This is a genomic window from Paenibacillus yanchengensis (assembly GCF_042684845.1).
GTDB lineage: Bacteria > Bacillota > Bacilli > Paenibacillales > Paenibacillaceae > Pristimantibacillus > Pristimantibacillus yanchengensis.
Genome location: NZ_JBHUMH010000008.1, coordinates 25170 through 47052, shown reverse-complemented (window position 1 = coordinate 47052; position 21883 = coordinate 25170). Strand labels below are relative to the sequence as shown.

The following is a 21883-nucleotide window of genomic DNA, read 5'->3' as shown; positions in this document are numbered from 1 at the left end:
ACTTTTTAATAGAAATAGCAGTATTCTGTTGTTAGTCTTCTTATTATTTCTATTAAACTAGCAAAGACAAAGTTGGATTACCTCCACTTTTTCTTGTAGTTTATGATACTACACAAGCTGGGTTAACTTCTCATTAGACAGCTTATTACTCTTCACTTCTAAAAGTGTCTCAATTATATTTCTACCAATGACTTCAGCAAGAAATGGAGGAACCGCATTTCCTATCTGATGCCTTACTTCACTCCTATTCCCATAAAATTCAAACCAATCTGGAAAACCTTGTAGTCTAGCGGCTTCTCTCGGAGTAATTGATCTATTCTCATGAGGATGACCATATCGACCGCGTGTAAAACTATCAAAACCTCCAGTTATCGTTGGCGCGTAACCATCCCATTTTAATCGACCATATACATCCGGCCACCCTCCTTTAGATGTGTCAGCATTTTGATGACATTTTAAACGCAAATCCCAAGGGATGTCTTTCCATCCACCCCCTTGTGGCACATGAGAGAATCTTTCTATGTTTAGATCAGTAATATTGGCTCTATAATGATTAGCGTATTCTGGATGCTCTTGTCTTGAATCAATCGGTGGTTCCGGTAAATCTGCTAATACTTCACCAACAGTTTTCCAAATAGCAACAGTAGGCGGTGGTATTTGGAATGAAGCAGTAATATCTCTACGTTTTCCTACTATTATAAATCTTTCACGGGTTTGAGCTAATCCATAATCAGCTGAATTATAAAAGTGAGGATATAAAGAATAATCTACTAGTTCTTTTTCAATAGCTTTAATAAATAATTTTCCACGTTTTTTTCCTAACATTGATACATTTTCAAGTAAAAAAAATTTCGGGTTTATTTCTCTAACTAATCTTACATATTCTAATACTAAGTGATTCCGGTCGTCTCCTAAGTGTGCTCCTCTTTTCTGATTAGAAAACCCTTGACATGGAGGTCCCCCAGCAAAAAGATCAAGCTCTCCTTTTTGGATACCTACACGCTCCATTAATATCGCACCTGTTAATTTTGTTGCATCAGCAACAAAACACTTATCCGAAAGATTCTTAATATAGGTTAAAACAGCTTGTGGCTGTAAATCAAAAGCAGCACCAATTTCGAAACCTGCATCCTGTAAACCTAAACCCAATCCACCTGCTCCAGAAAATGACTCAATGCAAATAAACTCTTTCATGATAAACCTCCATTTGGTAACTAATTAATAATATACCATATCTTCTCCCACGGGGAGGAAGGAAAAAGTTATGTCCGTGTAATTGTGTAAAAAGAAAGAGGTCACTACACCCCTCATGATACAATGTTATCAACGACGATTAACATGAGTAGGAATAATAGTGACCTAAAAACATTTTACCCTAAACGTAGACGACTTAAAAGATACTATGATGAATTCCGATATGAGTACGGTTGTGAAGTCTACGGTAGTATTAGTCTTGAACGAATTGATGGAAAGAGAACGAGATGCTCATTTGAAGGCAGCAGCCTATGCGCGCACATCCGAACGTCAAGATTATAGAAATGGCTACTATGAACGGTAAGCGTCAAATAGGTTCTTTCCATAGTTAGTTGAAATGATAAATGGTAGAGTATACAATTCCATTATACTAATTTGAGAATTGAGGCTACCATTTGAAAGAAATCATCAAGTTACTAGACAAAAATTTAAGCTATCAGAATCATTTATTAATAGAGAATACGATTTTTATAAATGTGGCATCAGCACGTGACTGTGTCATATGTCTGTATTGTCATACACCCTCTAATAAAGTACATTCTCACTATAAAAAAAGCTTTCAAGACTTACCTATACAGGATAAAAAAGTGATGATCGTCCTAAATAACAGAAAGTTGTTCTGTGTAAATGAACATTGCAATAAACGAACATTTGCTGAGACCTTTGAATTGATTTCGTCCAAATCTAAAAAGACCATACGGTTAGAAAGAGAAATTATACGCATCTCTCAGCACGTCAGTTCTCTATCTGCCGCTAAAATAATTAATGCAAGGGTTGCGACTATCGGTAAGAGTACGATTTGTAACCTTTTTTAAAAAAATAATAATACCCATTCTTAAAACGAAGTATACGATGGTATGTATTGATGATTTTGCTACTAAGAAACGTGAAACTTATGGAACTGTAATGGTTGATATAGACACACACCGAATCATTGATATGATTCCATCAAGAGAACATCAAGATGTTGTCGCTTGGTTAAAAACATTTCCTAATCTCACATTAATTTCACGAGATGGTTCTATTTCTTATGCTAAAGCAATTAAAGAAGCACACCCTCAGGCTACACAAGTGAGTGATAGATTTCATCTGCTACAAAACCTTACTACAAACTGTAAAAAAGCACTTATGAAATATTTCAAGTCAAAAGTTGCGATACCTGCTGAAGAGCTACCACCAGAAAAACGTAGTGAACTTGATGAGATTAAAGAGCACCTGCCTTTTGATTTGAAAATAGAGAAGGCCACTAATGGGCTGACCAAGGCATGAGTATTTCAGGCAATATGTGAACGTTTTCGTATGGATTTACGCACTTTAAAGAAGTATCTAGGCATGTCTAAAGAAGAAAGAGAAGTAAAATGTCATAAGCATTCCCGCGAAGTGATACTGGATCGGCTACACTAAGGTGGACAGAAAAAATAAGGGCTTGTAGAATTAAACTATCATGCNATGAACTCACAGCTTCTGCTTTGGATCGTTGGATCAACCAAGCTCAGACAACGGGTTCCTTCAAGGAGAAGGACAATCGCTCTACGGAAGAAAATGAGCTGATCGCTTTAAGAAAAGAGAATCAACGTCTAAAAATGGAGGTGGATATTTTAAAGCAAGCCGCGCTGATCATGGGACGAAAGTAGCTATCATCCAGAATAACCGTGATAAATACCGGTAAACTTCCCCGGGTTTTCATGTTCACTTCAGGTTTTCCAGCTCCACTACAAGATGACAGGTCCTCCACATTGATCGTTTCTTTGGCGTCGTTATACTTTACTTTATTGTGTTACATTCCATTGTTTGAGATTCCACTGCAGCTTATTTCAACTTTTCATAAATTGTAATATATAACGGAATCTTTTCAATTGCTTCAATGCTCATGACAAACATAGTCGCCATATCCATCCTTCGTCAGAAATACAGGTTCGGCGGTCGTGTACAATTTCTCACCCCTCCAATCTCTTATAAATTTTATCAACTGATTATCCATTTTCCTACATTTAAAAACACTTTTACAAACATGAACAGATGAGGATCTGCGAGCTTTAGTAAATGGAGAAGGTGATAGTGCCCATGCTGGGCGCACTATAAAAGAACCTGGTCAGGCTAACCAGGTTCTTTTGATTTCCGATTATACAAGTTCATCTTTAAGACTATAGTCAATCATATTCAGCAATACGACAATCGCCTCTGCCCGGGTAGCTGTATCGCCAGGAACAAAACGATTTCCACCTCTACCGACCATTAGGTTATGTCTAGCCATTTGTTGTACCGCACCCTTTGCCCAGTTCGGCACATCTGCAAAATCTGCAAACTCTTCTACGCCATCAAACGTTTGCGGCAAGTCAAGCGCTCGCATGAAAATAACTGCCATTTGAGCCCGGCTAATCGGAGTATGAGGGCGGAAATTCCCGTCTTCATAGCCCGTTATCAGTCCAAGTTCAACAGCAAGCGCTACAGCGCTCTTGGCCCAATTGCTGATTTTTCCGTTATCGGTGAACGATAGTGATGAAGTATTTGCTTTATGCTGAGCTGATGCTTCATTTAACTCCAAAACACGCATAAGAAGAACAATAAACTCTTCACGACTGATTGTCTTATCTGGTTTGAAGGTTCCGTCCGTATAACCTTTCGCAATTCCTAATTGTACGGCACGTTGAATGGCTTTATCAGCCCAATGTCCACTAATATCGGTAAATACAATCGATGACGGAGTTGACGTTTCCGGTTCACTATTAGAATCAGCATCATCCCCATCTGCTTGATTCTTAACACTGTCATCACTATTCCCATTCGCAGGCTGTGTAGGAATTATAGGCGTACCTGTTCCAGAACTACTCGATTTGATCGTGAATTGGATCCCACTTGCTTGCTCGATATTGCCTCGATGATCAGACGAGCGGTATAACAGATTATATGACTGCACGTTCGAGAAAGTAACTGGCTGGTCATAATTCACCCAAGTTTCTCCATTATCTATACTGTACTGTGTTTCAGCTATTTCAAAAGTTTGAGCTTGCGTAGACAATGTCATGGTTACATTACCAGTCGTTACTCCGTTCGGCGCTACACCTGTCAATGTGGCTGTAGTCATAGGTGGTGCTACTAGTAGTGCAGGTACAAACAATGCCGAGTTTTTGCTCACAGCGATTCCTGAACCCCATTCAATCCATCCTTTTCGACCGTTTCCATCATTATCATTAACGACAAATGAAATGCTGATTAATCCATCTGACTGTTTAATCGGTTTTAATTCTGACCATGGCAACGCTAGCTTGTATATCGTTTTCTTCGTTTCCTCGTCTCGCGAAATATCCAAATCAGTATTCGTCACCTGACCGGTATTCAGTTGCGGTGTGGACTGCCAACGATACAGTTCAGCACCATTGGACGTTAATGCCATGCCATACTCAAACCAACGCGAAGCATCCCCTGGCATTCCTGATGATACCGCAAATTGTACGCTGTCGCCCTGCCAGATATCACCGTCCGAATAAGGTTGTGCGAAGTGATTATCCGTAATATATCCGGTAATATAGAGGTTATCGTCGTCCCAATCCAGCTCCAACGTACCGCTTAAATCAGCGGCCCCGCCATAATTGGGAATGTTCACGTGTCCTTCCGACAGATCAATCGTGGTGAATGTCTGGCCATTGTGCCTGTCGATCTGCAGCATATCCTCCACATCTACCTTACTAATTACCGCTTCATAAATGATGCTTCCAGTGCCATCAGCCATTACAAATTCAAACACGGCTTGTTGATTGTTACCGATATCGACTTCATCGAGCGGAAGATTGACCTCGCTAATCGCATCAGATAACAGAACGTCTTCTACTGGATAAGTAGCTTGCTTGCTGCCGATATTCCATTTGATTGCCTGCAATTGCTTTTCTTCCGGCATATAATTGTGAATGTTGAAAATGAGCTCTTCCTTATTATTATGAAAGACATGTTTCATCTCAACATCATATTGCTCCTGCACAAGCACCTCGACAGAGACAACTCCTACCATAACGTTGTTAACGAACACATCTGCTGTTACCGTATGCTTGCCTGGTTGGCTAAACGGCGGTAGTTCAACCGTCACTGTTTTGCGTTCAGCAGGTTCAGCCGACAGCATATAGCTTTGTTGTCCAATTCTAAAATCGGCATTCAGTGGATTTTCTTCATCTAATGTATTATCTACAACCAACGTCAACTGCACTGGTTGATTGACAAAGCTTTGTTGACTTAGCATATCGAATGCACTAGCCGGTTTAATCTGCTCCAATTGTCCTCTAACAAATAACGGATTTCCTGCAAGCGATATATTAAGACCTAGATTTGCATCTGATACTTGCTTTGTACCGCCCATCATATCAATGATTTCCAGACTGCCCGTCCCTTCGAGCTTCACATTGGTAGGTTCCAAAGACCAAATGACATGCACAGGAACACCTTGCTGATCAAACTGATGCCAGTGTAAGCTTTCATCCGTATCCTTGCGCTCAACATACTCTGCATTGGACAATTGCCTTGTTACTGTTGCCATCGCTACATAACCTGGTTTCGGTGTGTAGCTTCCCAGCACGTCGGTTTCGTGATGGATCAATCCAAAATTGTCTTCATTATACGTTTTGTCCGTACCATCATTTTTCAAATCGTACCAGAATATTTTCTCAATGCCAGATGCTATCGCTACTACAAAATTGCGGATCAAATATGCGGCTTGCGTTTGCTCATCCACTCCTCTATTACCCTGGTGTGTTGGCCAGCCAATTTCCGAATACCAGATGGGAAGCGCCTCATCATTATTGTATTGTTTCATCAAATTGTTAAGCTTCACGATTTGAGCGATATTTTCCTCTGGAATTCGAGGGTAAACATACGGATGTATCGATAACTTATCCATATATTGCAATCCACCGAGCTGGAATAATTGTTCCAACCATTCAAATGGAATATCTGATGTAGCCGCGCCCAGCACAGTTACATCCGGTCTTACATTCTCATGTTTAATTTTCTCATATGCCGCTTTCATCAGTTCAAAGTAAACCCCGACGTCCGCAGCTCCAGGCCCATGACTGAACGGTGCCAAATTCCATTCATTCCATATTTCTACCCACTCGATTTGCTCTCCATAATGCTCAAGCACTTCTCGGGCATATCTAGCGTATCCTTCCCGGCCCACATTCGTATACGGCGCATCCCCTCCGTCATAAAATTGATTAACAAAATCTAGCGTAATCAACGGTTTAATATGGTTATTGGCAAGCGATTGCATATACGTATTGAACTTAGGAACGAATGTGAATACATCTTTCTCCAGTTCCACTTCCGACCAGTATATTTCATCCCGCAAATGTTTTACTCCTGCTTTACGAACGAGCGGTACCACTTCTCTGCTCCACGTATGCGCGAAGTGAGTTTGCACGCCAAAGACAGAATCGTCAACGGTCGATAAATCAAATTCGGTAAGCGTGGCAAACGTCGTTTCCTTTGTTGCAAGGGCTATGCCATCAAGCAATGCGGTAACCTTGAGCTTATAATAACCTGCTGAAGGTACAGCAATGGCTAAGGAATGCTGATTATGAACAACTGCGCTTTGTCCTGATGACACCTGCTGTCCCCAAAGATTGGTAGCTTCCCACATCACCTGATCGCCGCTCGTCAGCACGTCAAATGCAGCAATCGAAGTTCCTGTAAAAACGTTGCCAGTCTCTTTCTGAACAAGCTCCAGCACCGGAACGGATACTTTAGCCATAATATCATCAAACCATACGGTGCCTGTCTGCTTGCCATCTTTCAAATTCTGTACATTGAAATTCAGTGCAATCTTAGTAAGCTGCGAATGCCATTGTCCATCATTAGCTCCACCCCAATGGGAATAGCCGTTCCCGCCCGTAGGGTTTGTCACTATCACTTGCTGCCACTCCGTAGTATCTTCTAGCGTAATCGTCTGCTGATGCGTTTGTCCGCTGCCGTCATCCAATCGCAACACGATGGAGTGAGCATCCTCTGTTTTGACCCAAAATGAGATCAGCTTAGGCTCGGTAGGTGCAAATCGCTCATATATTTGCCTAGAAATCTGCAGATCATAACCGCCTGCTGTAAAATCTCCGGTTAACTTCGCAGAATAGGAACTGTCGCTACCCGCTCGAACCGTTGTCTGATCCATCATCCAATCCCCTTGGCTGTTCGGTGGCAAAAATAATTCCCATTCCTCATCTACGCTTTCAAAATTGCCTAGTGGAAGTTCTGGCAATGTTTCTACTCCAGGTGGAATCACATTTTTCTCGACAAGAAGCGCTATCTCATCCAGCCAGACTGTCGCAGCTTTCTTACCATCGTTCAACAACCAAGCCGGTACTGTAATAGCTACTGCCAACAAAGGAAAGTGCAACTCTCCATCGTCCACTTCTCCCCATGAAGACCAATGCTCGTCAAATGACCACGGGGAAAGCTCAACTTTCTGCCACTCTGAAGTTCGCTCTAATTGCAGTTTGGCTTGATGAGTTTGTCCAGAATTATCCGTCACCCTTACGAGTATGAAATCTGCATCATCCGTTTTTATCCAGAAGGAAAGACCAACGACATCCTCCTGATTGGCGTTCTCAGGGAAATCCTTCTGAATCGAGATCTCGGAACCACCACTCTCGAAATTGCCACTCAGCTTAGCAGAAGCATGATTCAGCTTAGATGTCCCCTCGTCCCGGCTGAAGTCACCTGTCACTCCAGTAGGAAAATAAGTGATCCATCCATCCATATCCGTTTCAAAATCTCCGATGATGACCTCTTTAAATGGTGTTACCTGTGCATGAACGCTTGCCTCTCCATTCCCGGACATCCCCAGTGAAAACCATAGCAACGAAATAACTAATGTTAAGCTGACCGTCCGTTTACTAATTTTCATCATTGTAACACTCCCTTTTTTAAAAATACGGATCAACCTTTAATTCCTGACATCGTATATCCTCGCAAAATTTGCTTTTGGAAAATAAAAAATAGAATAACCGCCGGAACAAGTCCGATTACTAGTCCAGAAAAAATAGAGTTGTAGTCCGCCCCTCCTCCCGAAGCATTCGTTGTGCGCAGCATTGTATTGACAGCCGTCATAATCGGAAATTTGTCCATATCGGTCAGAACAAGCATTGGCCAGAAAAATTCATTCCATGTTCCTGTCATGGTAAATATAGCCGCAACAACAAATACAGGTTGGCAAATTGGTACTACGATTCTGATGAAAATGGGAAACTCCCTAGCCCCGTCTATTCTTGCAGCTTCTAGTAAATCATCTGGAATAGAAATGAAAAAGCTATAAAAAATATAAATAAAAAACGGATTTGCCATTGATGGCAGCCAGAACGCCCAATAGCTGTCAAATAAGTTCCAGTGAAGTAACGGCAATTCTCTTAAATTCAAATAAAGAGGAACCATATATAGCTGACTAGGTATCATAACGGCTGCTAAGATGACATAGAACATCGTTTTTTGACCACGCGGACGCAATTTTGCCAGCGAATAGCCACATAGTGCAGACGGGATGATCGCTGCAATTAAATTTCCTGCTAAGATGGTCATCGTATTTAGGATATATCTTGAAAAATGAAAGCTATTCCATGCATTCGAATAGTTTTTCCATACCCACTCTTGCGGGAAAAAAGTCGGAGGAAAGGAATAGAACTCTGTCAATGATTTAAAACTGCCTAGCACTAGCCATATAATCGGATAAATTGTAGTCGCAACAACTAAAATCATAAATAAAAACAACGTATAGTATCCGACTTTAACCCGTTTTTTTTTGAAATCCATATCGGTGATAATCGTGCGATCGATGCTTCCTGTATTTCCGAGTTTCACCTTATCACCCCTTAATTTTCTTGCCTGATCATTCGGAAATAAAGTAATGTAAATAACATGATAACGACGAATGTAATAATCGCCTGTGCTGTTGCTTTGCTGTACTCTAACATGACAAATGCATAGTTGTAATTAAGCAACATCACGGTAAGCGTCGAATTGACGGGACCTCCTACCGTCATTAGGAAAGGCTCCGTAAAAAATTTAATACCATTAATTAAAGTCAGTATAAACATCATTTCAATAACAGGACGAATGCCTGGCAAAGTCACATGCCAAATTTTACGAAACAAGCTCGCTCCATCTATTTCACTAGCTTCATATAGATCCGCTCGCACACCTTGCAATGCGGCAAGGAAAATAATCGCTATATAGCCGACCGAGCCCCATATGGTCATAAGCAGCAACGAAGGCATCGCCTGAGATGGCGAGCTAATAAAAGGCTGCGGTTCTATACCAAACCGCCCCAATAACATATTTAGCATTCCTAGTTTGGTTGGGTTAAATATCCATATCCAGAGCAATGATGAGATGACAGCAGGTACAACGGAGGGGAGGTATAAAACTACACGAAATAAACTTTTCATCCGCCGCATCTCATTCATGCATATTGCAAATATAATAGCCATGGTAAAACAAAGTGCCAACGACATAACCATAAAATACAACGTATTCTTCCAAGATATATAAAATAATTTATCAGCGAATACATCCTTGAAATTTTGAATGCCTACCCATGAAATCGAACTTCGACCTGGAACGTAATCGGTAAAAGCGATATAAAATCCTTTTACAAATGGATGCCATACGAAGAAAATAAATCCGATGACAGCAGGCAGCATGAACAACCAAGGTACGATTTCACGTTGGTATAACTTATTTTTCATACAAATCCCTTCCCTTTTGAGTTGATAACGGATATTTTGTTCATGTAACAATGCGCAAAATATCCGTTATATGCTAGCTTTGCTGACGTCGTCTGAACTAATTTACATTTTTCTCAAGAATTGCATTTACTTCTGCTGCAGCTTGATCTAACTCAGACTTCGGATCAGCATTTTTATCTGTCAAAATCGTCTGAATTGCCACAGATAACCGTTTGTACAACAGTTGTGCTTCTTGTGGCGGCTCAGGCATCAGTCCTGGTGCTAGTTCAACGTAAGGGTCGAATTTGATATTGGTCTGAGGCAGTACAGCATATTTCTGCTCTGCTTCTTTAATCATTTGCGCCGCATCGGAATTTGTACTGAATACTTGCACTTTAGGAACGCCGACAATCTCTCTTCCTTTCACTCTTGCCAAGTATTCATTTTCTACCGTTTCCTTATCAATGTTGAAATAATATTCATATAAAAACTTTAATCCGGCAATAACCTCTTCATCCGATGCATAATTCGGAAATGCCGCAATTGATCCGCCCATTTGCCATCCGACTTGCCCTTGCGGTCCTGCCGGCAGCAAACCAATCCCAATATTGGAAGGTTGCGCGCCATATTGGTTCACCGCTTGATGTACTACCCAACCATCACCCAGTACCATCGCTGCTTCACCTGTAGCCAGCAAACGCATACTTTCGTCCTGATTCGTCAGTACATTCGGATGGGCAACTCCATGTGTCCATTTTAAATCTTTCATAAATTCCAGTGCTGCTACTCCAGCATCTGAATTAAATGTAGCTTGCCATTTCCCGTCTACCAATGATTCCATCTCGCCGCCAGCTTGGAACACATAGTTTTGGAATTTCCACGCCGCTTCCCCGTCAGCGCCATTGATTTGTAAACCGAATCGGTTAGCATCTGGGTCCGTTAATTTTTTAGCATAATCTGTTAATTCATCCCAATTAGTTGGCGGTTTTTCCGGATCCAGACCAACATCCGCAAAGCGCTCTCGATTATACAGTAATAGCTGCGTATAGCCATCCAGTGGAATCGAGTAAATTTGACCATCATCCCCTCTGCTGATCTGCCCGACAATTTCCATATTAAGTGCTTCTTTCAGCTCAGGAACCTGATCCAAATAACTATCCAGCGGTTTTAACAATCCCCTTGCAGCTAATGGCTTCGTTTCCGTAGCCCACATATAAGTCATCGTATCGACTTTCTTTGCCTCAATCCGAGGGATGAATGTTTCTGGTGAATAGTTATAGAAAGTCGCAGTTGCCTCATACTCAGCATATTTTTCATTAAAAGTTGCGAACTTCCCGGAGATCATGTCTTTATATTCCTGTACTGCGCCGTCATCCGGCTTCAAATTCATCGTAATCTTAATCTGATCTACCGGTACATTGCTCTCGGCATCATTTGAAGCGCTTTCTTCTGTTGGTGACGGCTTACTCGCATTATTGCTTGATGTTGAATCACCGTTTGTTCCATTTGGCTGATCTTTGGAACATCCTGTTGCTATAGCCGCCATTACCATTAACATCAATACAGCGACAACCCCAATTCTTTTTTTCATGCGACTCATATCCTCCTATAATCATTTTGGCAGCGATTACAAATCGGCTATCCAATGATACCTTTCTGCCCGCTCATGAGTCATTATACCGTCATATTACGTTACTAAAGTGTGGGAGCCTTCGGCTCTTTGTTTAATTTATTCTGCTGTTCTTGTATAACATAGGGGATGGTCATCTTAACAATCGTCCCTTTATTTTGCACACTGTATATACGCAGTCCACAATCGTCTCCAAAATAAAGACGCAACCGCTGATGCACATTGCTCATGCCAATATGATCCGTTTTACTCTGCGATTGCGTCTGTTTAAGAGTCGCCCGTAGTTCCAATAAACGATTCAAAGGAATCCCCTGTCCATTGTCCATCACACAAACCGTTATTTTGTTCGCATGGGTATAAGCTTTGATCCTAATCACCTTGTCTCCCACCACATGTTCGAATCCATGATTAACCGCATTCTCAATTAGTGGTTGCAAACTTAAACGCACCATCCTCCCCGCTTCAGCAGGCTTGGAGATGTCAAAATGCACCGAAAGTCGTGTTCCAAAACGTAGTTGTTGAATTTTCATATAGTTTTTAGCATGTTGAATTTCCTCGGCTAACGTAACAAATTCATCCTTCGAATTTACAATGTATCGGAACAGATTAGCCAGCATTTCCACATTCTCTGCTACTACTATATCTCGATTAATAACCGCCATCATCCGTATCGTTTCCAATGTGTTATATAGAAAATGCGGGTGAATATTGGCCTGCAAAGCGGCAAATTCTGCTGTTTTCTTCTTTTGTTCAGCCATGTCCAACTTTTCCATTAACTGCTTGACAATCGATATCATTTCTTTAAAACCAATATGATTAGTCGCCTTAAATTGAATATGATTCCATACCAGTTCTTTCGTAGATGCCCCTTCAAGCGAAAGTTTCACCGTTATTTTACGAAGTTCTGCGAGCAACTGTGATATCCGCGAAATAATAGCGTAGAAGCTAATCATCACAATGACGATACTTACACTTGATGCCATCAGCAGCACATTTTTGATCCCTTGACTATACCGATTTATCGCTTGCAGCGGCATCATATTAATCGTAACCCAGCCCGTTTCCTCTGACTTGACCATATGGATCATTTGCTCCACTCCATTGATCTTCTCGGTAATTTGCCCCTTGTTTTTATTTTCTAACGACTCAATTAACACCGGAAACTCCCACGTGGTATTGACCAGATTTGGATTCTGCGAATCATAAACAACTATACCTTCTGCATCCATTACTGCCATCGTTCCCTTATCCGGCCAAACCACTTTGTCGCTGATCTGATCAATCGCCGATTTTGATATAAATATTTGCAAAGTTGCCAATGTTGTTCGACTGCTTTCCAAATCGGAAATATTGCGAATATAAGAAAAAACGTAAGGTTTAAGCTCATTGTCGCCACTAGTACCACTGAATTTCTTATGAAGACCAAACCAGTATGTATTCTCCTCTTGTTGCATAAATGTTCGATATTCATTTGATTTAGCATAATAATCGGTTAAATATAAGTCTTGAACAGGGTAACGCGAGTACACATTATGATAAGCATCATATAAAACAATGTCGTCGATGTAAGGATATAGACCGATCGTATTTTCGATCAAATTTCGAATTCTTGTCTCTTCTTTCCCATTAAGTTTGGGAAGTTGCTCATCTAATTCTCGTATATTCTGCACATCGGGATGTGTATAAATTAATGTCGCAATATTCTCAACATCACGAAATAGACCGTCTATATTGTCCATTACCTGTTGCAATATACTAGAGGAATAAGTCTCCGTCTGATTGCGAATAATCTCAGAGGAAGTTTGATAGGCTATACTCCCAATTACAAAAATTGGAATCAGCGCAATGACAATAAGGAACCAGACCCAATTAAACGACTTGGTGAACATTACATTCTTCCATCTCATTCTATGGATTGCTCCCTGCTATAGATTTTTCTAAAATCGGTTGGAGTTAAGCCCGTATATTTGCGAAATACTTGACTGAAATATCGTGAATCCTGATAACCAACTCGTTCCGCCACCAAATACGTTTTTAATTCGATATGTTTAATTAATATTTTTTTCGCAGCTTCTATACGTGTATGGGTTAAAAACTCCAAATAATTGCGCCCTGTTTCCTTTTTGAAAAACTCGCTAAAATAAGTAGGATTCATATAAAACTGCTCTGCCACAGTTGTCAGCCTAATGTCATTCATATAGTTATCCCGAATGTAGGCTTTGACTTCAACGATATTCGATGTGTTATGTTGCTGAAGAGACTGTACATTTCTTACTGTATGGGCAAACACTTCTTTCATTTTCATACTTAGCTCCGACAAGTTAGTAGTCCTTATCATCTCAAGCCGGTAATTGATCTCATCCTTCCATAGCTGTTTGACATCCGCGCCCAAATCAATCATCCACTGGTTCGCATTCATCAACAGTTTCATGCAAAAATGCTTCTCGATTTCCAAACGCTCCTCAGAATCCGCTTTGATCAAATTCGCACGCCATTCGAATAAACTATCGATTTGGGCAAATAAGCTGGTCATATCGCATTGTTCCAAATAGTGCATCATCTTTTTCTCATACTCCAAAAAATACATCAGATCATTTATGCCTTCTTGAATCAAATGAGAGAATACAGCGATTTTGGTATGCTGTCTTTGCTCTGCTGTCAAACTATGTAGCGCTTGAACAGCTTCTCGATAAGACAAATTAATATTCGCAAGTCCATCATGCGGGCTGCCCATACCAAAGCGGAAACTCAGTCCTGTTGATCGGTAAAGTGCTTGTTCCAATTTATTTAAACTAGAAATGAACACGTTTTCTTTTTCTTCCAAACTATTGTTCTCTTTTGATGTATTCCAAATAACAATTAAACGCCGATGCTCATAATGAAAGGCTTGCAGTTCAGTAAAGTTATGATGAACATAAGCTTCAGCTTGCAACATCGCCTGCTCTGCCGCAGATTCAGACTCGATAATGCCCACAGCCACCATGAAGCACGTATGTTTAAAATGCAACCCCAGCATATTACAATAATTTTCTACTAAAACAGTTTCCGATAGGCCATACATAAAAAAAGTAACTAGTTTTTCCTTTACAACATGGATGCTCATCTCAAATTGTGTGCGCCACTCATTCTGCTCCTTATCACGTTGCTGCGCAGCCTTCAATTCCTGTGATACTTTAGATAACATCTCCTCAAGCATCGATTGATTTACAGGCTTTAACAAGTAGGCATAAACCCCTTTATCAATCGCTTCCTTAGCATATTCAAATTCGTCATAGCCACTTAGAATGACAAATTTCGTTTCGGGTAAATCAATCCTTAGCCGATCAATGAGTTCCAAACCATTTAGTAAAGGCATGCGAACATCAACGATCATAATATGCGGCTTGAGGCCATTTGCCATTTCCAGCGCCTCTACACCATTCTCTGCCTCTGCAACAATGATGCAACCAAAGGACTCCCAATCGATTAAATATCTGAGACCCCTGCGAATCATCTCCTCATCGTCTACAATCATTACGTTGAGCATCCCATCACCCTCTGTAGTTTTTTTAATAGGATTATGTCACACTCTTCTCGTTTGTCAAGCAAACCACTCAAAATAAACCTTCTCACTTCCGACATGCTTCACACCGTATATCGATAACGGCCAGGTCCTACCTCATGCTCTTCCCCGGTGTCGGGAGTGATTGCTGCAGGCAGTTTAATAACCGCCGTCGTTTGCGCTGGAATCTCGATTTCGACATGAAGGCGATCGCCTTCCTTGCGCCAAGCGGAGACAATTCGTCCCTTTACCGTATCGATGCTCGCAACAACCCATGCTAACCCGTTCGGTACGCAAGGGCGGATACTAATTTTCGCGTAGCCAGGAGATAGCGGTTCAATGCCGCCAAGCCGGGTAAAAAAAGAAACGCCGATCCCACCAAACATCGCATGATCATGCGAATGCATATCGCCTTTGAAACTCCATTGCTCCCATAAGGTGGTCGCGCCTTGTGCGATTTGCCAGCCGAATCCCGGATAGTCTTCTTGAGTCAGCACTTCATACGCCAAGTCGATATGCCCGTGATCGGCTAGGACATCCATCAAATAACGAGTGCCGTATATCCCCGTATCGAGATGATTTCCCTTCGTGGCAATGGCTGCGACCAATCTGCGGACTGCCTGCGCAATATGTTCCTCGGGCACGATGTCGAAGGCAAGCGGCATCAGCTGTGCGGTTTGCGAACCGCTTCCGTATACCCCATCACCTTGATAGAACCGCTCATGGAATGAGCGTTTGATATGCATCGCCAGCGCTGCGTACCGTTGCTGATCTTCTTTACGCTGCAACACGCCGGCGGCGGCGGACACGATAGAAGCATGCCGGTAATATAACGACGTATTGACGATCGAAACTTCGTGAAAATAATTTCCCCATCCATCTACGTTAGGAGCGCACCAGTCACCAAAGCCTGCCTGAACGATTCCATCCGGCCACCGGTCAGCCAGATCGTCGATATACGATGTCATGGGCTCGTAATATTTGTGCAAAGCTTCCTCATCCCCATAGTACCAGTACAAGTACCACGGGAGCGCCACTTTGTCGCCACTCCAATCCGGATTGCCCAAACTATCCTCAATGTCACCAAGCCATTTCCGATAGTACTGCTGCATATCGAAATGATGAATCGCCATTTCTTCGACAACTGCCGAATCCATCTGGCAAGGTGTTCGCTCGTCGCGCTGACAACAATCGGTTGGGATGCTGACCAGATTATTCAAGAGCGACCAACGAATATTGCGCTGGATTTGATTAAGCAAAGCATCGGAACTGGCGAATTGGCCAATCTCTCGAACATCAGAGTGGATTGGCACCGCCTGCATGCGAATCAGTTCCGCTTCACCGCTTGCTTCCACATAGCGGAAACCGTGATACGTAAACCGCGGCTCGTACATCTCCACCCCTTGACCGTTTAAAATATAGACATCCGCCGCCTTCGCGTGTCGATTCGTCCACGGGTCAATGTTTCCATCCGAATCTAGCAACTCGCTATACTTCAACGTCAACCTGCTTCCTGCCGGCCCCTCGACCCGCACTTTCATCCAGCCGGCGATATTCTGACCGAAATCGTACACGATGACGCCCTTACGCGGACTTAGCATGCGCACCGGTTCGATCGGCTCATACGATCTTATGGGTGGCTGCGAATTCGGCTCCAGCGTTCCTTCAGGCGGGGAGACCGCAACTGCCGTCAACCACTCTCCGCCTTGGAATTCGAACGTGTCCCAACCGGGTTGTGCCTTTCGACCATCGAACGTTTCCCCATCATAGATGTCATTCACGAGAATCGGACTGTTCGTCGTCAACCAGGTCTCGTCCGTCACGATCCGCTGCGTTGTGCCACCAGCCAACTCAATATCCAATTCCAGAATCGCTGCTTTATCCCGCTTCCATTTCCAGCCCCAAGGTGAATAATTCATATTGTAGCCATTGCCAAGCCATAACCCAATGGCGTTGCCTCCAAGCTGTAGTGCAGTCGTCACATCATATGTGTCGAATAGCATTTTGCGATCATAAGGCGTATTGGCTGGAGTCAACACACGATTATCGACTTTGCACCCATTGATGCTCAGTTCATACCATCCTATCGTGTAGACACGAATAACCGCCTTGATGACATCGGCAGCAACGATGAACGCTTTACGGAATAATGGGCTGTCCATAGATACCGGCGACTCGCATAAGGATACGGTATTTTCGTCAAGACGAAGATGTCTCCCAGAGGAATCGATCTGCCCCGCAGTGAACTGCAATGTACTCGGGTCATAGAACCGATTTACATACAGTGCGCGGCCGTCAGCGTCGTAAACCCACAAACCACGATATACGACTGACTGTCCCGCTTCGGTCTTAAAGCCGATCGTTCCGGGCTGGAGCGTATGCATCTGAGTCGTCAATACCAGAAGCCCATCCAACGATACCTGAACCATGCCTATCCCTTGGACAATGGATACTTCGATATTCACGGGCAGCACCGCGAGTTCTGGTGCAGGCGCCTTACCATATTCCCGGCGGACACCATCTTTGAGCGAATAGACCGTTACAGCGCGTGCTTCCGCATCCAATTCACAGCCGTAATAATCATTCTCGTCGCGAACTCCAAACAGGATACCTGCGCCTCCCGTTTCAATCGTGATGCTCACTTCCACTCTGTACCGAGTCCAGCTCCTATGGTCGATGGTCGGTTTTGCAATCCATATCGCCTTTCTATCTTCGAAACCCGCATGATCGGTTAGTGATGTCAATACTTGATCCCTCCTACAATATTTTTTTGATTTCGTACAAGAGCAAGTAGCCTCCGGCATAAACTACCAGAGGCTCTCTCGCTATTTCGCGCCTGCCGCTACTCTAGCTTCAGCGTACGCTTTCGTATACCAATCTGTATATTGATCCGCCCCAGCATCCTTGAATGCTACAATCGCCTTGTTCTTATTCTCCTCGAATTCCGCATCATTCTTCGAAAGGATGACATTCGCCGCATACTTCGCGCCCAAGTCCTTCAATCTGGCTTCTATCTTCTTCATATCGTCCGGAACGATCGGCAACGCAATCGTATTCTCTGCGAGAATCTCTTCGTTAGTCATGCCTTTCAATACCGTATTGGCATCCGTTAATTGGCCAGCTTCAAGTCGATCCTCCCATATCTTCCCAGGATAAGGGACTTTGTAATAATCACTGAAATCTTTGTGGAGCGCCGTCATCCCCTTCTGGTACACCTCCGGTGTATTGAACAGGTTAAGCTGCATGCCATCCCCAGGATGCGTGACCATCTCACCCAAGCCGATGAAGTTTGCATCTAATCCGATACCCGTTTTATACAGCTCATCTCCACCTTCAGACTTGAGCTTAATCGCCTCGTCTGTCAATTGTGGCTTGCCGTCCTTCATCATCCAGTGTACGTCTTCGACGCCGCTATGCATCGTTCTCGCTCCATCATAACTATATAGGTAATTGAGTAATTCCATCGCTTTCTCCGGATGCTTCGAGCTCTTCGTAATCGCGTACGTTTTATCTACCCAACCAGCAGGCGATACGCCGCCGGAGAAGGAGAATCCTTCCGTATTCGGAATGGTCACGAAGCCTTTGCCGTCCTTCGCGTTGTTGTTGTTAAATTCGCCGACCGCCCACGTCACGATCCCCGACACGTATTGCCCCGCCGTCATTTTCGCCGAATAATCATCGGATTTCATCGTCAAGGCGTCAGGGTCGAGCAGCCCCATCTGCTTCGCCTTGTAGTAATACTTAAGCGCCTCCCAGTAAGTAGAGTTGGTGTCCGTCAACATATTCGTATACTGTTTAGCCCCGACCTGCTTCACCATAAAGTCGCTATTGTCGGTTCGCTCCCCTTTGTACCAAAACATCGGAAAAACATACTGCCACAATCCCCAGTCTGACCAGAACGATACACCATATATCTTCTTTCCATCTTCTGTCGTAGAATGCTTATCTACGATTTGTTTCAGCACGTTTAGCAAATCGTCCGGGCTGCTTATCTCTGGAGCTCCGATTTCTTTATAAAATTCCCATCGAATCAACGCGCCCATGCCGATGTCCGGATAGTACGATACCGGCTTCGCCTGAACCTCCGCTGGCAGGAAGTACAGCTTATTCTGTCCCTGACTCCAGTTTTTGCGGCTGAAATCCAGCGTTGAGCTAATATTATTAGCAATGTCCGGCCCATTGGTCTTAAGCAAATCATCCAGCGGAATGACGAGCCCGCCTTCGATCAACTGTTTGCCTACTTGGCCGGGTCGGCCCGAACAATGTCCGGAAGATCGCCACCGGCAAGCAGCACCTTGAATTTGTTCTCGTCCGATTCAACGAATTCAACGGTAATTCCCGTCTTCTTCTTGATTTCCTGGGCGACAGCGTTGTCCGGAAACATGTTCCACCTTGACCCTGTTTCCGGAACGAGTACTCGGATTTTCACCTCTTCCTTGGCCACATCGCTCGTATCCTCGGACGGTGTCCGATTGCCTTCCATCTTCACGGTATCGTTGCCGCTTCCCATTCCTGAACTGCATGCCGCAAACACCATCGCCATAATTAGCATAATCGCGGCTAGCTTGTGTGTAACCCGTCTTTGCATGAATAAGACCTCCTCATCAATTTGAAAACTATTGATTAACCCGTGTTAAGAGACTATCGATTAATTGTGAATAGGTAATATAGCAATAGCCACTGCGATCAAGAATGGGATTCCGACCACTGTTGTAGCCTAATTTTCATATTGCTTATCATCGGTTACCCACAATTAATCGACAGACTCGCTAATCAAGATAAGTATTTCTAATGCAACATGGTATAACTTCCGTTATTCGTCAATCTCTACGATGCTATATTTATCGGAGCCAATTACCCCTTCACAGCTCCTAGCATAATACCTTTCACGAAATAACGTTGCATAAACGGGTAGACAAGAATGATCGGCAGTGTGACGACCATTGTAATCGTCATGCGGATTGAGGCAGGTGTCATCACATTCACATTTACCCCTCGCGTCAGTTCCATCGTGCTCTTCGTAGCAAGGTTGTTCGCCTGGTTCAAATAATTGTAAAGGATAAGCTGCAACGTCTGAAGCTTCGGATTTTCCACCAGAAAGAAGTTATCGATCCATGTGTTCCATTGATTCACAGCCGCAAAAACGGTAATCGTGGCAATAATCGGCTTCGATAGAGGGAAGATAATACGGATGAAAACAGTTACATAACCCGCCCCATCGATATTCGCTGATTCCTCCAACGATGGAGGTAATTGCTCCATAAATGTTTTGATCAGCATCACATAGAAAGCCGAAACCGCATATGGCAAAATGTATAATAAAAAACTATTGTTCAAATGTAGTGACTTCATCGTCAAATACCATGGAATGAAGCCCGCATTAAAATACATCGTAACGAGCAGGAACCGGTAAATGATACGGCGGAACGGAAGCTCTGGCTTCGTAATGATGTAAGCAAAGAATGAACAGCAAATGATGGTCAATGTCGTACCAATGACGGTTCTGAGCACAGTAATAAGAGCCGCATCTTTCATCCCCTTCAACATAAAAACGCTCTTATAAGCGTCCAGTGAAAACCCCGCTGGCAAAAGCGCAATCCCTTTCTGTGCCAATGTTGGATCACTGATTGAATAAATGAAGATGTAATAAAACGGATACAACGTAACGATAAAAAGCAGATTAAGCAATATATAATTCAACAGATCGAACAACAATCCCGATTTAACGTTTCTCATATAATGCTTTCCCCCCTGACTTTTCGTGAAATATGGTTAACTGAAAACAACAGAACGATGCTAACCACAGATTTGAAAATACCAACAGCCGTCGAATAGGAATAATCATTCGTAATAAGTCCGAGCCTGTATACGAACAGGTCAAGCACTTCGATCTTATTTGCAACCATAACGTTATAAAACACCAGATATTGTTCGAAACCCGCCGACAACATATTACTAATTGCCAGCAGTAGTAGCACAAAGAACGTTGAGCTAATACCGGGAAGTGTAATATGCAGTATACTCTTCAAACGACCCGCGCCGTCGACTTTGGCTGCATCGTATAGTTCACTGTCGATGCCTGCGATCGCCGCTAAATAAATAATCGCACTCCACCCGATCGTCTTCCAGATGCCGAGCAACGTTTGAAATATCCAGACTATCCTTTCATTGCCGAGCACATTAAGCGGATCATTGATAAGTCCAGCCTTCATAAGCAATTGATTGATTAGACCTTCGGATGAAAACAGGCTAAATGCCAGTGAAAATACGATAACCCAGCTTGTAAAATTAGGTAGCGTCGTTGTCGTCTGAATTAATTTCTTGAACCATGACGCTTTCACCTCATTGAGCAAAACAGCCAGCACGAGGGGAAGGGGTGAGGATAGAATCGATAGGAAACTAAGCACTAACGTATTGATCATTACCCTCGTCATCTCGCCATCCGATAGCATCTCGCGGAAATTGTCCAGACCGATAAACTCTGTTTTACTGAGCGCAATACCCGGCAAGTAATCGTAGAAAGCGTAAATCCAGCCGAACAAAGGAATATAACTGAAAACAAAAACAATTACAATAAAAGGAATGGCCATCAGAAATAGCTTTAAGCCGCCTCTTCTCCAATTTTTCTTGACCGTGATCACTGAGGAAGCAACAACGTTTCCTATCTGCATGCAACACTCTCCTTCCTTTTAACATGTAATGCTGTCGATGCATTAATATCATCATACATTCCTGTTATAGATGGCCCAATGAAATAAT

Annotated in this window: 14 protein-coding genes and 2 pseudogenes; 4 read left to right on the top strand and 12 right to left on the bottom strand. The window is 42.9% G+C overall.

What is annotated here, in order from left to right:
- Positions 1–108 precede the first annotated feature (108 nt).
- Complete coding sequence (locus ACFSTH_RS02185; protein WP_377775472.1) at positions 109–1194, bottom strand: DNA cytosine methyltransferase; 1086 nt, start codon at positions 1192–1194, stop codon at positions 109–111.
- Positions 1195–1369: 175 nt separating this feature from the next.
- Between ACFSTH_RS02185 and ACFSTH_RS02180 the strand changes: the two are divergent.
- The 4 genes and pseudogenes from ACFSTH_RS02180 to ACFSTH_RS02165 all read left to right on the top strand — a co-directional run.
- Positions 1370–1555, top strand: a pseudogene (locus tag ACFSTH_RS02180) (transposase); the annotation flags it as partial.
- 175 nt (positions 1556–1730) lie between these two features.
- Positions 1731–2069 (top strand): transposase family protein, encoded by a 339-nt coding sequence (locus ACFSTH_RS02175; RefSeq protein ID WP_377775753.1) that lies wholly within the window; start codon positions 1731–1733, stop codon positions 2067–2069.
- 37 nt (positions 2070–2106) lie between these two features.
- The gene (locus tag ACFSTH_RS02170) at positions 2107–2523 is read left to right on the top strand and encodes a transposase (RefSeq protein WP_377775470.1); all 417 of its coding nucleotides are present in this window, start codon (positions 2107–2109) and stop codon (positions 2521–2523) included.
- Between the two features lie 230 nt (positions 2524–2753).
- Positions 2754–2917 (top strand): annotated as a pseudogene (locus tag ACFSTH_RS02165) (IS3-like element IS655 family transposase); the annotation flags it as partial.
- Between the two features lie 459 nt (positions 2918–3376).
- Here ACFSTH_RS02165 and ACFSTH_RS02160 read toward each other — a convergent pair.
- The 11 genes from ACFSTH_RS02160 to ACFSTH_RS02110 all read right to left on the bottom strand — a co-directional run bounded on the left by ACFSTH_RS02160 (position 3377) and on the right by ACFSTH_RS02110 (position 21795).
- A complete protein-coding gene (locus ACFSTH_RS02160) occupies positions 3377–8143 on the bottom strand; it encodes an S-layer homology domain-containing protein (RefSeq protein ID WP_377775468.1) in 4767 nt (1588 codons plus the stop codon).
- Between the two features lie 29 nt (positions 8144–8172).
- Entirely contained in the window at positions 8173–9087 is a 915-nt protein-coding gene (locus ACFSTH_RS02155; RefSeq protein WP_377775466.1) for a carbohydrate ABC transporter permease, read from the bottom strand.
- A gap of 11 nt (positions 9088–9098) precedes the next feature.
- Entirely contained in the window at positions 9099–9974 is an 876-nt protein-coding gene (locus ACFSTH_RS02150; protein ID WP_377775464.1) for a carbohydrate ABC transporter permease, read from the bottom strand.
- Between the two features lie 97 nt (positions 9975–10071).
- Positions 10072–11544, bottom strand: a complete 1473-nt coding sequence (locus ACFSTH_RS02145; protein ID WP_377775462.1) for an ABC transporter substrate-binding protein — start codon at positions 11542–11544, stop codon at positions 10072–10074.
- Between the two features lie 104 nt (positions 11545–11648).
- Complete coding sequence (locus tag ACFSTH_RS02140) at positions 11649–13490, bottom strand: cache domain-containing sensor histidine kinase (RefSeq protein WP_377775460.1); 1842 nt, start codon at positions 13488–13490, stop codon at positions 11649–11651.
- Complete coding sequence (locus ACFSTH_RS02135) at positions 13487–15109, bottom strand: response regulator (RefSeq protein ID WP_377775458.1); 1623 nt, start codon at positions 15107–15109, stop codon at positions 13487–13489. Before ACFSTH_RS02135 ends, ACFSTH_RS02140 begins: the two co-directional genes overlap by 4 nt.
- A gap of 98 nt (positions 15110–15207) precedes the next feature.
- On the bottom strand, positions 15208–17868 hold the full coding sequence (locus ACFSTH_RS02130) for a family 78 glycoside hydrolase catalytic domain (RefSeq protein ID WP_377775456.1): 2661 nt from the start codon (positions 17866–17868) through the stop codon (positions 15208–15210).
- 81 nt (positions 17869–17949) lie between these two features.
- Positions 17950–19353, bottom strand: a complete 1404-nt coding sequence (locus ACFSTH_RS02125) for an extracellular solute-binding protein (protein WP_377775454.1) — start codon at positions 19351–19353, stop codon at positions 17950–17952.
- A gap of 8 nt (positions 19354–19361) precedes the next feature.
- Complete coding sequence (locus ACFSTH_RS02120) at positions 19362–19712, bottom strand: hypothetical protein (RefSeq protein WP_377775452.1); 351 nt, start codon at positions 19710–19712, stop codon at positions 19362–19364.
- Between the two features lie 266 nt (positions 19713–19978).
- Entirely contained in the window at positions 19979–20860 is an 882-nt protein-coding gene (locus tag ACFSTH_RS02115; RefSeq protein WP_377775450.1) for a carbohydrate ABC transporter permease, read from the bottom strand.
- On the bottom strand, positions 20857–21795 hold the full coding sequence (locus ACFSTH_RS02110; RefSeq protein ID WP_377775448.1) for an ABC transporter permease: 939 nt from the start codon (positions 21793–21795) through the stop codon (positions 20857–20859). The genes ACFSTH_RS02115 and ACFSTH_RS02110 overlap by 4 nt, the downstream gene beginning before the upstream one ends.
- Positions 21796–21883 lie beyond the last annotated feature (88 nt).